Below are 13,975 nucleotides of genomic sequence, written 5' to 3' on the forward strand. Positions count from 1 at the left end.
ATAATTTCTGAAAACCACTTAAACCTCAAACATATTATACACTTAAAGTTTTAAAAAAATCTTTTGTTATCTTTGAGAAAACCAATCTCAAATGAAAAAACTATTTTTTTATTTTCTATTTTCTAGTCTGTTTATAAATGCCCAAGCAAATACAGAAGTTCACGTTTTTGATATTAAAAATAATGGCAAAAATTACATATTAGAAAACGGAAAAAACATTTCAAACAATGCTGGTTATGATAGTCAGCCCTTTTTCTACACTAATGATAAAATTATTTTTTCTTCCTCAAGAAATGTAAATACAGATATTTTACTTTACGATTTAAAAAATAATAAAAAACGTTTTATTTCGAATACAGAAAATGGTGGGGAATATTCTCCTCAAAGAATTCCAGATTCAAAAAATATTTCTGCTGTAAGATTAGATAATAATGGTTTACAAAGATTTTATAAATATGACTTTAAATCTGGAGAGAGTAAAGAAATTATACAAAATTTAAAAGTAGCTTACCCCACTTGGTTAGATAAAAGAACAGTAATTGCTGTAGCTATTGTTAACGACTCTTTAGAGTTATTTGTAAGTGATTTAAAAAAGAAAGAAAATGTTTCTGTCGCTAAAAATATTGGAAGATCTGTACATAAAATTCCAAACACAAATTTGGTAAGTTTTATTAGCAAAGAAAATAAAGAATATTGGCTTTTAAAATCATTAAATCCAGTTACAAAAGAAATTAAAACAATTACTTCTCTTGGTAAAACAGAAGATGTTACTTGGTTGCCAAATGGTACTTTACTTATTGCCAAAGGAAATAATGTCTATCAATTTAATCCAGAAAAAAATAAATATCCAAGTTTATTTTTTAGTTTTTCTGATGAAAATATTAACAATATTTCTAGAATTACAGTAAATGCAGATGCTACTAAAATTGCAATTGTAGCAGAAGTTTCACCAAGATATTTAGCTCAAGAACAATTAGATGGATATAACAAAAGAGATATAGAAGCATTTTTAAAACCCTATGCTAAAAACGTAAAAGTATATAAGTTTCCTAATAAACTAAATTATGAAGGTTTAGAAACCATGCATAAAAACTATGCTACTTTTTTTGAAAACACACCAGACTTACATTGCAAATTAATAAAAAGAATTGTTCATAAAGACAAAGTAATAGACCATGAATTGGTAACTGCAAATGGCAGAACATTTAAGGCTGTTGCTATTTATACCATGAAAAATGGTAAAATAACTTCTGTAACTTTTCTATAATACAAGTAATTATGAAATTTTTACATTCTAAGAATAGACTCGAAGCACTTTCTGATGGAGTATTTGCATTTGCAGCCACATTAATGGTTGTAAACTTAGGCTCTTCTACAGCTATAACTTCTTTTAAAGAAGAACTACCAAACTTTATAAGTTTTGCTGTCAGTTTTTTTGTGATGATGGCAATTTGGAAAGTGCATTACAATTTTTTTAGAAGAACCAACTATATAGATAATTGGATTATTGCTTTAAATATGATTTTATTATTTACAGTTTTATTTTATATTTTTCCTGTTCGTTCTTTATTACTAACAGGTTTTGGAGGAGAGCGTATTTCTATAAATGAGTTTTCTAATATTTTTCAGTTATATAGTATTGGTTTTTCTTTAATTTTTTTAAGTATTTATTTAATGTATTTAAGAGCTTTTAAAAGAGAAAATCCAAACAATAAAAATCTAAAATTGTTATTTTACGCAAGGCATTTCTTTATTTTTATTTTGGTAGGAATGGTTTCTTTTATCTTGGCAAAATTTCAAATAGGTTTAAGATTTGGTGTACCTGGTTTTGTATATGCTTTTTTAGGGCCTTTGTGCTACTTTCATTCAGTTAAATTTCATAAAAAACACAATTTAACATATTAATGTAAACGTTTGTTAAAGTGATTTTTTAAGAAAACTACTTGAATCATAATCATTAATCCAAAGAAAAATACCGAATACAAAACTGTATTAGAAAATGTAATAGAAAATGTAATAGATTCAAATAAACTTGGCATTTGAATTTTATCAAGAAAAGAAAAATCTATAGATGGTAAGTTATGGGTACTTTTATCATCAATTTTAAAAGAAATAAAAACCAGCGCTAATACAATTGCGCTAATAAAAAACCATACTTTTTTAGAAATTAAAGCACTAGTTTTAAAAACTTTAGGCGTTTTTTCTTTCAAAATATTTTGCATAAGAGACGTTGTAAAGTCTGCAGAAATTTTTTCTTGCGGAATTTCTCTCACATACTTTTTTGCAAAAGCATCTAACTCTTCTATATGTTTATTTTCTCCCATAATGATTTATAATTTCTGGTGCTACATTTTCCTCTACAATGGTTAATAATTTCTTTCTAGCTCTGTGTAATTTTACTTTTACATTGGCTTCAGATAGTTGTGTAACTTCTATAATTTCTTTTAAAGATAGTTCATCATAATAAAACATCCAAATTATAGAACGCTCATCTTCTGGCAATTTTAGCAAACAATTGTTCATTATTGTTGCACGTTCTTTTCTTTCTATTCCTTGTAAAATATCTTCCACAGATTTTATCTGATTGATTGTAATTTCGTTTATTTCATAAGAATGACTGTGTTTTTTGTACTTCTTTATGGTATCTAAGCTTGTATGATATCCTATTCTATATAACCAAGTAGAAAATTTAGAGTCTCCTTTAAAATTTTTTAAATTTTTGTATGCTTTAATAAATGTATCTTGACTAATTTCTTCTGCTTCTTCCCTATTCTTTGTCATTTTATAAGCCAAAGAAAAAACCATGTCTTTATAATTATCAACAAGAAAAGCAAACGCATTTGCATCTCCATTGATGACTTTTGAGATATATAGTTGGTCGTTTTTGTTAGTCATTTTATCTTTGACTGTATAATGTGCAAATAGGTTACAACTTTTCTTAATTTTTTTTTTACTTTTTTTGTAACCTTATTTTAAATGTTGTCGTCAAAGCTACAAACACAATAAAATTAATCATTTAAACTTTAAAAATAATAAATTATGGAAGTAGCAATTTTAGCAGTAATCTTTGGAAGCATATTTGGGGTCTTTTACCTTTTCTTCTCTACAAGAAATAAAGAACGTTTAGCACTAATAGAAAAAGGTGCAGATGCAACAATATTTATGAAAGGGCAAGTTAAGAACGCAGCTCCTTTTTGGAAAGTCTTAATTTTAAATCTATCGCTTTTATTAATGGGTATAGGTTTGGGTGTATTTTTAGGTTTGGTTTTAGATACATATACTGGTTTAGAAAGTGATGCTATATATCCAGCAATGATTTTCTTTATGGCTGGTGTTGGCTTATTTGCTGGCTTTAACTTAACTAAAAAATTAGACAAAGAATAACAAATATTCAAAATTCGACTTTAAAACCATTTCTATTAAATTGAAATGGTTTTTTTATTTTTAAAAATCTGTATCTTTAAAGAAAATATTTTACGGTGAGTAACGATTACAAAGACAGCAAGTTTAAAGAACTTTTAGACAAATTACAACAAGAAAGTTGGCAGTTAGAATTGTTAATCTCGGGGTTTGCTATTTTTGGTTTAATAACAGTATTACCACACATTAAAACTGCAATGGTTATTGCAGAAAATGACAGAGAATTTTTTTATTTTGTACCAACATTAATTGCATTTACAGCATGTTCTATCTTAATTTTTAATTTATTAATTCACGTAATTTTAAGAGGATTATGGATTGGTGCTTTAGGTTTACGATATGTTTCTGGTGATATCGATTTTGAAAAACTGAATTACCAAAACAGATTTTCTAACTACTTAAAAAAAAGAATTGTTTCTTTTGATAAGTACGTTGCTACTTTAGAAAATTATTGCAGCATATTATTTGCAATTTCTTTTTTATTAATTTTTTATGTAATCTCTATAGCAATCATTTTATTATGCTTAGTGTCTGTTGCTTCACTTATAATTTCTAATGATGATTTACCAGAAACACCAAGAATAGTAATTGGAGCATTTTTAGTGTTTTTTATAATTATTGGTTCTTTTTTAGTTTTTATCGATTTTTTAACCCAAGGTTATTTAAAAAAGAAAAAATGGCTCTCTAAAATTTACTTTCCTTTTTACTGGGTATTTAGTTTTTTAACGTTAACTTTTCTTTACAGACCTTTAGTTTATAATTTTTTAGATAATAAATTTACAAGAAGATTAAGCTTTTTTTTAGTCCCTTCTTACATTGCTATTTCAGTTTTAGTGTCTTTTAAACATCAGAAAACAAATTATCTAGAATCTGCAAAAAAAGTTCCTAATACCTATTTAGATGTAAGAAATTATGAAGATTTACTAATTAAAGATGATGATTTTGCTAGAGTAGCCACCATACAATCTAAAGTAATTCATGAACCTTATATAAAACTCTTTAGAATTTTTACAGAAAATGTAGAAAATAGAATTTATAATTATCATCCATCATTAAAACCAAAAGAAGACAAAAGAGGCTTTAAAACAGATATTGTAATGTTTAGTTCTACAAAATCCTTAAAAAATAGAGATAGTTTAACAAGAAAATATTTAGAAGTTTTTAATCTTACACACCAAGTCTATATAGATTCTGTAAAATATAATAGCGCCTTTTTAATAGCAAAAAACAAAAGAAAACAATTTGGTTTTGAAACCTATATAAACATTAAAAATCTTTCAGATGGAAAACATATATTAAAATTAAAAAGAACTAGAAAAAGAAAAAAAGATACTATTGAAACAACAGATATAACTATTCCATTTTGGTACTTTAAAAACTAAAAAATGAAAAAAACTACAATCTTATTTTTATTATTTGCATCAGTAATTTCAGCACAAACAGACTCTAAAATTTACGATATTATCAATGCAGTATCAGCAGAAAGAATTAAAGCTGATGTAAAAACACTAACAGAGTTTGGAACAAGAAATACATTTTCAGATACTATTTCTAACACTCGTGGAATTGGAGCTGCAAGACGTTGGATAAAATCAGAATTCGAAAACATTTCTAAGAATTGTAACAATTGTATAGATGTTTTTTATCAAAAAGATTTTGTTACCAAAAAAGGAAACAGAAGAGTACCTCATGATGCTTGGATTGTAAATGTTGTTGCCATACAAAAAGGCACAAAATATCCTAATAGATATGTTATTATGAGTGGAGATATAGACTCTAGAGCAAGCAATACAATGGATTTTAAAACGGATGCTCCTGGTGCAAATGACAATGCTTCTGGTATGGCTGGAACCATAGAAGCTGCAAGAGTATTAAGTAAGTATAAATTTGAAAGTAGTATAATTTATGTAGGTCTTTCTGGAGAAGAACAAGGACTTTTTGGAGGTGCAGGATTAGCAAAATATGCCAAAGAAAAAGGTTGGGATATTATTGGAATTTTAAATAACGACATGATTGGAAATATAAAAGGTGTAGATGGTGTTATAGACAATAGAGCTTTTCGTATTTTTTCTGAACCCACGACTACAGCAGAAAAAGATCCTGCTAAATTAGCAAGACTGGCAAGAGCTCGTCGTTTTTATGGTGGTGAAGTTGATGGTATTTCTCGTCAATTGGCAAGATACATTCATAAAAATGTAAAGACATATATGCCAGAAATGAATCCGATGATGATTTATAGATTAGATAGATTTGGAAGAGGAGGACATCACAGACCTTTTAATGATTTAGGTTTTGCAGGTATCAGAATTATGGAAGCACACGAAAATTACACACAGCAACACCAAGATATTAGAACAGAAAATGGAATACATTATGGAGATACTTTTGAGCATGTAAACTTTCCTTATGCAAAAAAATTAACAGCCGTAAATGCCATTAATTTAGCTAGTTTAGCTTGGGCTCCAGAAGCACCAAAAGAGGTTGCTATTGGAGGAATTGTAGAAGCAAATGCCAGACTTAAATGGTCTAAAGTAAATGGAGCTAAAGGTTATAAAATTTATTGGAGAGATACTACATCTCCTACTTGGGACAACTCAAAATACGTAGAAGCAACTGAATTTACCTTAGAAGGAATTGTTATTGATAATTTCTTTTTTGGAGTGGCAGCTGTTGGCAAAAACGGTCATGAAAGTGTAGTGGTTTTTCCAAATAAAATTTGGAGATAATTGAAACCTCTAAAGTATTTTATAATTTGTTTTTTCTTAATTTCATGTTCAGAAATAAAGAAAAAACCAAGTTTTATATTTCTTAACTACACACAAGATTCAATATTTGTAACTGGTAGAAATACTGCTGTGGTTCCAACATTTTTAAAAATTAAAGATGCAAAAAACAAATCCACAAGAATCATAGATTTTAATAAACCTGATTCAATTTTAATTTTAAAATTTCATAAATCAAAAACAGATTCTTTAAAAATTTTCAAAGATTTTAAATTTTCTATGTTTTACGGAGCATCTTCAATAGTAAAATATGATACTTTATACAATTACAATTTACCTTTTCCTAAAGGAAAACGCTATCGTGTTTTGCAAGGACAAAATGGTAGTTTTTCTCACAAAGGTCCCAATTCTAAATATGCCATAGACTTTAAAATGAATATTGGCCAAAAAGTTTGTGCAATTAGAGAAGGCTATGTTGTAATTGCAAAAAGTAGTTCTAATGAAGGTGGAAGTAGTAAAAAATACTTGCCAAAAGCGAATAAAGTTTTTGTGTACCATAAAGATGGTACATTTGCACAATATGCACATTTTAAGCAAAATGGAGTATTTGTAAAAGCTGGTGATACTATAAAAAAAGGGCAGATTATTGGTCTTTCTGGAAACACAGGCTACTCTACAGAACCACATTTACATTTTGTACTTTACAAACCAACAGTTAATGGTCTGGTTTCTATTCCTTTTATTTTAGACTCAATTCCTTCAAAAAATTATAAGAAAGGTAAAACTGCATTTCACAACTAAAATTTTATTATAAAGCTAAACAACCTAATTTTCAAATAATTATAGGTGAAAATTATCTCTACATAAGAATTATCAATAGCTAAATTTTCTTTAATAAAAGTATTACTATTATATTTGGGTATAAAACTTTTTATTATGAAAGCACTAACCACATTTGTATTAATTATTTTTGTTCACATTTCTTACGGACAAGAAAAAAACAACCTTCAGGATGCAATTTTTAAAGTGAATATAGAAGAAAACCATTTTTTAATTGATGATATTTTTTCTAATAAGCCAATAGAAATAAAAAGTTTTAAGCCCTTAAAACCTGTAAATAACTCCGAAGGAAAATTTCCTAAGTATATTACTAAGGTTACAATGAGTAATGAAGAATCTGATAAAATAGAAAATAAATCTTCCATTGTATTAGAAAATAAAATTCGATTTATAAATCAGTTAATTATAAAAAAACTAATAGATAATAGTAATCTTTCGTACAATCAAATTATGATGTATGGAGATAGAGATGTAAAAATTGATAAAAACATACCCCAATATAAAAATCATTTAAAATTAAGCTTGCAATTAAATTCTGAAGTAGAAATACAAATAGGAAAAAATTTATACAACTACTTAAGAAAAATTAACAAAACAGAACCAGAAAAATTATTACAAGGCAGTTTAAATTTACTTGCTATAAATTTTTAAAAAATTATCATATAAAAACTTTTTTGGATTGATTTGAATTGGTGTCTCAAAAATAATTGAGGCATCAATTTTATTTTTATCTTTATTTTGTTTTAAAAGTATGGAAACAAAAGAAGAATTTTATTTTAAAAATGATATTGAATGGCGCAATTGGTTATTAAATAATTATGCGTCTTCTAAAGGAATTTATCTTATTTTTTATAAAGTAGAAAATGATGAAGAATCGATGCGTTGGGAAGAAGCTGTAAAAGTAGCTTTATGTTTTGGTTGGATAGATTCTACTGCAAAAAGTTTAGGTAATGGAAAAAGAAGACAATACTTCTGCCCTAGAAGTCCAAAAAGTGTTTGGAGTGCATTGAATAAAAAATACATCAAAGAACTTACTGCAAATAACTTAATGCATAAAAGTGGATTAGAAATTATTAAAATTGGTAAACAAAATGGCTCTTGGACAGCCTTAGATGCTGTTGAAAAAGGAATTATCCCTGAAGATTTACAAGCTGAATTTGACAAAAATAAAGTCGCTTTTAAAAATTACAAAAACTTTGCTCCAAGCTACAGAAAAAGCTATTTGTACTGGTTAAATCAAGCTAAAAGAGTTGCTACAAGACAAAAAAGAATATCAGAAATTATTTCTTTTTGTGAGCAAAACATTAAATTAAGAGATACACGCTAATCTATGAAAACGAAGCCATTAAAAATAATTCACACAAATACTTACAACATTTTTGTTCCAAAGGAAGAGTATCAACCGTTTGCAGATCAAAAAATGAGTCGTGTAAAAGTAAAAGCAAGTCATCAAAACAAAATAATTAAGTTCTATGCTGCTGTAAAAAAAGATAAAGCTTCAGGTGATTTTAAAATGATGTTTAGCAAGCAAAAACAAAAAGAATTGGGTTTGTCTTTAGGTGATGAATTTAAAATCCAGCTTTTTGAAGACACCTCTAAATACGGAGTAGAAATGCCAGAAGAGTTAGAAGCGGTTTTACTAAGCGATTATGATGCTTACCAAATTTTTGAATCTCTTACTAAGGGAAAACAAAGAAGTATTATTTACTATATTTTACGATTAAAAAATGTACAGAAAAGAATAGATCAATCTTTGTTATTATGTAAAAATTTAAAAAGAGGAAACATTCAAAATAAAGAACTTTTTAAATCCATATAAGATTTTATAAGAAAAGGGGGGGGGGGGGGGGGTAAATCAAACTATATTTAAAGTTCAATATGAAAAAAATCAAGAAGAAAATATAATCTTCTTGATTTCTTAGATAAAAAGCTTTTTTAAAAGAACTACATCTTAATAACCTTTTTTATAAATGTTTTTTTATTGGTATAAATTCTTACATTATATAAACCTTTAGCCAAGTTGCTTATATCAATGCTATTTTTAAAATTAGTTAGTTTTTTCTTAAGAAGTAATTTACCTCTTACATCATACATTTCTATAGTATTATTTTTAGAATTTGTAAAATGGATAAAAAGATTTTTAACGACTGGATTGGGATGTAAACTAAATTCTAATTCAGAATTTTCACTACGCAACACTTTCTTTTTTGCTATTGACCCTTTTGCTGAAGTATTTGTTGGAAAATCATAATTATTATAGGTTGCAAAAAAAGTATTACCAAATTTATTTGCAGCCAATCCAAATAGCATCGAAGAGTAATCTATACCCTGTATTTCATTAGGTTTCCACGATAATTCATCTAAACTGTATCTCCATAAAATAGTTTCTCCTGTAGGTAAATTATACAAACCTCTATTGCTAGATAACATCTGTATTAAATCATTTTTAACAGTAGCGTCTATGCCTAAGTAACCACCAATAATATGTGGTGAAACTACGTGTGCAGGATGATGATTTATATCATCTGCATTATACCCATACTGTGTATAATTGTTATTACCAATAGTTATAGGTGAGCTACCAGCACCTAAACCCCACTCATAGCTACTTAAATGATTTTGGGGAAAATTATAAAGAATATGTGAAAAGTATAACTTGTCCGCAGCTAAAGCATTAGCCATATAATTTTTATAAGTAGAGCTATTATAAGCCCATGGCACTAAATAAAAAGGGAATTGAATCACAAAATCTGAACGAAAACTATTGCCAGCGCTGAAATCTGATAGTAATTCTTTACCCCAATAATTTGCATACGCAAAGTTATTTAATTGCGTCCAAACGTTCCATGCAGTTGTTCCATTTCCAGGATTATTTTGTTCAGACTCTTTTGCTAAATAGGCAACAATCATATACTCATTAAAAGGTTTCGCTGCATATCCTTGTCCGTTTCCAGAAGCAGTTTGCTCTAACCAAATAGATCCCTGAGAAGCATCATCTATTGCAGAAACCCAATTAACAGATAAAAACAGCTCATTTACATAATTTGTGATTTGAGTATTGTTACTAAAATATTTTTTGGCAAACAAAGCTCCTGTAGTAAGTAAAGCAGTATCTATAGTACTATACTCAGAATTCCAAGCTCTAGCACCTGTATTAATATCTAGAAAATGCCTATAGTATCCATTGCTATTTCTATCTGGTGTAAAACCAGAGGTATAACCTAAAATAGTTTGCAATGTTTGAATTATTTTTGTTTCTGCATCCGTAATGTAACCTGCTTTATCTGCAATACATAAAGAAATTAGAGCAGTACCAACGCTTGCAGTTGAAATCGGATGGTAATCTGACCAACCTTGTTTTATAATTTTAGAATCTCTATACATACCATTTGGCAATCTTAAAGATTCATACAGTTTGCATGTATTTTCTAACAGCTTATCTGTTGTTATTTGAGCTTGAGTTTTAAAACTAAACAAAAATAATAAAACACATAACGAATTCATGATTTTGTTAAAGTAGAAATTTTTCATTTTTTAAATTTTAGTGGATAAATATTTAATTTGATATAAACTTAATTTGAATTTTTCATCAAAAAAAGAGAGGTATCTACACAAAATAAAAAACAAATTTAAATAACTTATATACAGGCAGTTATTTTTTATGCTGTATTTTTTTTTAACATAATGTTGTGGTTTTGATGTAGTTGTTTTAAGGAGAATTATTATTATTTATATAAAGTTTTATTTGTGAAATACACAATTAAATAAACTACTCATAAAAAAAGAAGAAGTATGTATAAAAATTATACATACTTCTTCTTTTAAGAGATACCAATAACATTAAAAATTTACTCTATTTTAACACTTACTATGCATTCTATATTTTAAAAAATTAATAAAGTTGTAATCTATAAGCTAATTTTTTCTACCATGATGCTACAATTCTTTTTATAGTTGAAGGTAATAAAATACTATCTTCTTTGTAGTTTGAGGTCAGAACGCCATCTATCAAAACTTTCTTAGGTTTATTGTCTACTGGCCAGAATAGTTTTATCTCTTTTAAATCTTGAAACTTACTATCTATTGTAACCATTAAAATTTTATTTTTGTACTCTATCTTTATGATTGCATTTCCAAAATGTGTTGGGAATTTTTTTAGAGAAATACCTTTATTTTTTAACCAATTTAATGGAGTTGCTTTCAATAATTCAATTCTTCTATTTACATCATCTTCTAGAATAATTAATCCTCTTACAGAGTTTACGTAACCAGAACCAACCCAAGTATGAGGCATATCTCCAATGTAACTTGCCAGTCTTTTTCTACTATGAACTACTTCTCCCCAATGATTCCATTCCATAGGTCTTTTATCTTTAAAAAGCATAGCATGTAAATCTTTAGCTTCTTTTCTCATTCCTAATTTTGCAAGTGCTAAAATATTTCGATTTTCGTAAGGCGTATAACTATACGTTTTTCCATTAGAAACTCTATCGTTTACAAAATACACGTAGCTTTTAAAAGTTTTTTGTAATAAACTATTTGGAATTACAGATGTTGCTTGACACGGAAATAAACTTATAGCAATAGAAGTGGGATCACTATCACCTAAGTCTGCAGATGATGGTGCATAATCTATATTAAAATGTTTAACCGTTAACTCTATTGATTTTTTAATACTATTCCTAAAAATTTCTTGTTCTTTTTTTGCCCAATGTGCAACTTTAGTATTATTTAATTCTTTGGCAGCATATTCTCCATCAATCCATCCTCTTATGGCCCAAAAATCATCCCAATAAGAGTGTCTTGGAATATCATAACCTTCATGACTAATCGATGCTGGAAGAATTCCTTTAAAGCGTTCGTTATCTTCTTCTTTGCTCATATAGCCTTTTTGTAAAGTTTTATTACGTAGCTCAACCATATATTTCATAGCGTTATGCACATTACTAAAATGTTTTTTTAAAAACTTTTTATCTTTGGTAAATCTGTAATATTCCATAATTCCATAGATAAATTCTCCTTGGGCATCCCATTCTATATCAGCACCATATCCTGTGAAATTTTCTCCTTTATTTGATAAAATTGGTGGAACATGCCCATCTTTTCTTAAACGTTTTGCATACCATTCCATATAATTTTTGGCTTCTTCTAATAATCCCATACGCATCAGAGCAGAACAGGTCATAGCTCCATCTCTAATCCAAGTACGGTTGTAGTTTCTAGAACCTGGCTGTATTACAGTACCATCTTGATTGAGTAAAATATATCCTATTTGAGATTTTACAGTATTTTCTACTTCTTTGTTTCCCAGAGAAAAACCAACTTTATCTAATTTGTTTTTCCAAAATTTTATTTGAGTATTTCTGTGGTCTTCAAAATTTTTATGAAATTTTACTTCATTTATATTATTATGCAAAGGCATAGCAACTCTGATACTTTTATTGTTTTTGGGGCTTATATTTAACGTATATTCCAAAGCACCAGATATTAGTCCTTCTTGACTTATAGCTGTTTTAGCTTTTGGAAACTTGCCTTTAAATATTTGTTCTGCAGCAGATTGATTTTTTATAGTTGTTACTCCAGATTTTTTTGGCTTCTTATCAAACACATAAAGTACTTCATCATTTACATATAACTCTATTTGGTTCTTTTCTTTAATAGAGAGTTTGTTAATTAATGAAAGCCCACCATGTTGCCATTTTGGATTAATCTGCATAGGGTGTAATACCAAAAATAAAGAAGCATCTAATTTTTTAGAGGTTTTATTTTGTAAAGTATAAGAAACTTCACTTACAGAATTTTGTGCTGCACCGTAAGCTAATCCACTAATTACTAAATTAAAATCTTTGAAAACCCAAGTAACAGTTGGTATTGGCAAATAACCATCTGCTAACTGATGTTTTATTTCTTGAGCATCAAAAGCAGTTAATAATTTTCCATTTACTTTAAGTAACGGCATCAATGTTGGCTTACCTGATTTTGGTTCTATATTTCCAAATTCATCAAAAAGCGTTTCCTCAGTATCATTTGGTACTCCTAAAAGTGTCCAATAAACTTGTTTGTGTCTTAATTGATATGGGTACAAACCCTTTGGCATTTTTTTAGCTAAAATTTCATACTTTGCTAATTTTGATATTTCTTTGTTAGGACCGTAAAGACTAATATCTTTAATAGAAAAACCTCCATGAGATTTATTTGGGTTTTTCATTATTAATTTTATGAATCGTACATTCTTTTTTTTGTGTTTCAAAATTTCAAAACCACCTATGCTTTCTTGAATTTCGTATGCTTTTTCCCAACTTTTACCATCCATAGAAGTAAAATATTTGAGTTCTTGAGCATAGTTATCTCCCCAATTTAAAAAGATGCCTCCAATTTCTGTTGGTTGATTCAAATCTATTTCTATTTCAGCTTCTTTTTTATTATTAGATTCCCAAACTGTATTTTCATTTCCGTCTAATATATCAATCGCATTTTGTATGGCTATGTTATTTTCTTTTACAATCGGTATATCCAATCTTCCTTTTAAATTAACATCTATAATAGAAAAACCCCAACCAGTTGCTCTTGTATGTAATTTTATTCTTACATATCTTGCTTCACTAGGTTTTGAAAAAATATCTTGTATATCTCCCTCGCCTTCTTTTGTAGTATACACAACTTCCCAGTTTTTATGATCAACTGATATATAAACAGAAAAAGATTTTGCGTATGCAGTTTCCCAATATATACGCAGTCCTGTAAATAAAAACTTTGCTTTGGTGTCTATTGTTAATTGCTGCTCATCTGCCCAGTTGGAACTCCAACGAGTACTTAAATCTCCATCTATAGCTTTGTTTGCATCAAAACGTTTTTCTTGAGATGAAGATGCAGTTACTTCCCATTGATTTCTGTTAGGTACTTCGTTTTGTGTTTTACAACTGTAAAATATAAATAATACAGATAAGGTAAATATAATCTTTGAAATTAGTTTAATTTTCATCATTGTGTTT

At 27.9% G+C, this 13,975-nt stretch carries 13 protein-coding genes; 9 read left to right on the forward strand and 4 right to left on the reverse strand.

Features of this window, described 5'->3' with window-relative positions:
* The first annotated feature begins 91 nt into the window (after positions 1-91).
* Together ACY2RW_RS14440 and ACY2RW_RS14445 are read left to right on the forward strand one after the other, a co-directional pair.
* Positions 92-1,267 carry a nuclear transport factor 2 family protein gene (locus tag ACY2RW_RS14440; protein WP_490123443.1) on the forward strand — a complete coding sequence of 392 codons (1,176 nt, stop codon included), beginning with the start codon at positions 92-94 and terminating at the stop codon, positions 1,265-1,267.
* Positions 1,268-1,278: 11 nt separating this feature from the next.
* A complete protein-coding gene (locus ACY2RW_RS14445; protein WP_490123444.1) occupies positions 1,279-1,905 on the forward strand; it encodes a TMEM175 family protein in 627 nt (208 codons plus the stop codon).
* On the opposite strand, the gene ACY2RW_RS14450 is transcribed toward ACY2RW_RS14445, so the two are convergent.
* Together ACY2RW_RS14450 and ACY2RW_RS14455 are read right to left on the reverse strand one after the other, a co-directional pair.
* Complete coding sequence (locus ACY2RW_RS14450; protein WP_490123445.1) at positions 1,902-2,324, reverse strand: hypothetical protein; 423 nt, start codon at positions 2,322-2,324, stop codon at positions 1,902-1,904. The two genes, ACY2RW_RS14445 and ACY2RW_RS14450, sit on opposite strands and share 4 nt — an antisense overlap.
* On the reverse strand, positions 2,311-2,895 hold the full coding sequence (locus tag ACY2RW_RS14455) for an RNA polymerase sigma factor (protein ID WP_490123446.1): 585 nt from the start codon (positions 2,893-2,895) through the stop codon (positions 2,311-2,313). The genes ACY2RW_RS14450 and ACY2RW_RS14455 overlap by 14 nt, the downstream gene beginning before the upstream one ends.
* 144 nt (positions 2,896-3,039) lie before the next feature.
* On the opposite strand from ACY2RW_RS14455, the gene ACY2RW_RS14460 reads away from it, so the two are divergent.
* From ACY2RW_RS14460 to ACY2RW_RS14490, 7 genes are all read left to right on the forward strand, one after another.
* On the forward strand, positions 3,040-3,384 hold the full coding sequence (locus ACY2RW_RS14460; RefSeq protein ID WP_490123447.1) for a DUF6249 domain-containing protein: 345 nt from the start codon (positions 3,040-3,042) through the stop codon (positions 3,382-3,384).
* Positions 3,385-3,479: 95 nt separating this feature from the next.
* Complete coding sequence (locus ACY2RW_RS14465; RefSeq protein ID WP_490123448.1) at positions 3,480-4,802, forward strand: hypothetical protein; 1,323 nt, start codon at positions 3,480-3,482, stop codon at positions 4,800-4,802.
* Positions 4,803-4,805: 3 nt separating this feature from the next.
* Positions 4,806-6,146 (forward strand): M28 family peptidase, encoded by a 1,341-nt coding sequence (locus ACY2RW_RS14470; protein WP_490123449.1) that lies wholly within the window; start codon positions 4,806-4,808, stop codon positions 6,144-6,146.
* A complete protein-coding gene (locus ACY2RW_RS14475; protein WP_490123450.1) occupies positions 6,147-6,944 on the forward strand; it encodes a M23 family metallopeptidase in 798 nt (265 codons plus the stop codon).
* A gap of 135 nt (positions 6,945-7,079) precedes the next feature.
* The gene (locus ACY2RW_RS14480) at positions 7,080-7,634 is read left to right on the forward strand and encodes a hypothetical protein (RefSeq protein ID WP_490123451.1); all 555 of its coding nucleotides are present in this window, start codon (positions 7,080-7,082) and stop codon (positions 7,632-7,634) included.
* Between the two features lie 100 nt (positions 7,635-7,734).
* Positions 7,735-8,310: a YdeI/OmpD-associated family protein gene (locus tag ACY2RW_RS14485; protein WP_490123452.1), complete on the forward strand. Its 576-nt coding sequence runs from the start codon at positions 7,735-7,737 to the stop codon at positions 8,308-8,310.
* 3 nt (positions 8,311-8,313) lie between these two features.
* Entirely contained in the window at positions 8,314-8,802 is a 489-nt protein-coding gene (locus ACY2RW_RS14490) for a YdeI/OmpD-associated family protein (RefSeq protein ID WP_490123453.1), read from the forward strand.
* A gap of 125 nt (positions 8,803-8,927) precedes the next feature.
* On the opposite strand, the gene ACY2RW_RS14495 is transcribed toward ACY2RW_RS14490, so the two are convergent.
* On the reverse strand, positions 8,928-10,514 hold the full coding sequence (locus ACY2RW_RS14495) for a T9SS type A sorting domain-containing protein (protein WP_490123454.1): 1,587 nt from the start codon (positions 10,512-10,514) through the stop codon (positions 8,928-8,930).
* 394 nt (positions 10,515-10,908) lie between these two features.
* Positions 10,909-13,968: a discoidin domain-containing protein gene (locus ACY2RW_RS14500; RefSeq protein WP_490123455.1), complete on the reverse strand. Its 3,060-nt coding sequence runs from the start codon at positions 13,966-13,968 to the stop codon at positions 10,909-10,911.
* Positions 13,969-13,975: the final 7 nt, after the last annotated feature.

This window comes from Polaribacter sp. 2305UL8-11 (genome assembly GCF_058147165.1).

Excerpts from the sequence above, each read along its gene's own strand:
- ACY2RW_RS14440 (WP_490123443.1), top strand. The coding sequence starts at position 92 with ATGAAAAAACTATTTTTTTATTTTCTATTTTCTAGTCTGTTTATAAAT.
- ACY2RW_RS14445 (WP_490123444.1), top strand. The coding sequence starts at position 1,279 with ATGAAATTTTTACATTCTAAGAATAGACTCGAAGCACTTTCTGATGGA.
- ACY2RW_RS14450 (WP_490123445.1), bottom strand. The coding sequence starts at position 2,324 with ATGGGAGAAAATAAACATATAGAAGAGTTAGATGCTTTTGCAAAAAAG.
- ACY2RW_RS14455 (WP_490123446.1), bottom strand. The coding sequence starts at position 2,895 with ATGACTAACAAAAACGACCAACTATATATCTCAAAAGTCATCAATGGA.
- ACY2RW_RS14460 (WP_490123447.1), top strand. The coding sequence starts at position 3,040 with ATGGAAGTAGCAATTTTAGCAGTAATCTTTGGAAGCATATTTGGGGTC.
- ACY2RW_RS14470 (WP_490123449.1), top strand. The coding sequence starts at position 4,806 with ATGAAAAAAACTACAATCTTATTTTTATTATTTGCATCAGTAATTTCA.
- ACY2RW_RS14480 (WP_490123451.1), top strand. The coding sequence starts at position 7,080 with ATGAAAGCACTAACCACATTTGTATTAATTATTTTTGTTCACATTTCT.
- ACY2RW_RS14485 (WP_490123452.1), top strand. The coding sequence starts at position 7,735 with ATGGAAACAAAAGAAGAATTTTATTTTAAAAATGATATTGAATGGCGC.
- ACY2RW_RS14490 (WP_490123453.1), top strand. The coding sequence starts at position 8,314 with ATGAAAACGAAGCCATTAAAAATAATTCACACAAATACTTACAACATT.
- ACY2RW_RS14495 (WP_490123454.1), bottom strand. The coding sequence starts at position 10,514 with ATGAAAAATTTCTACTTTAACAAAATCATGAATTCGTTATGTGTTTTA.
- ACY2RW_RS14500 (WP_490123455.1), bottom strand. The coding sequence starts at position 13,968 with ATGATGAAAATTAAACTAATTTCAAAGATTATATTTACCTTATCTGTA.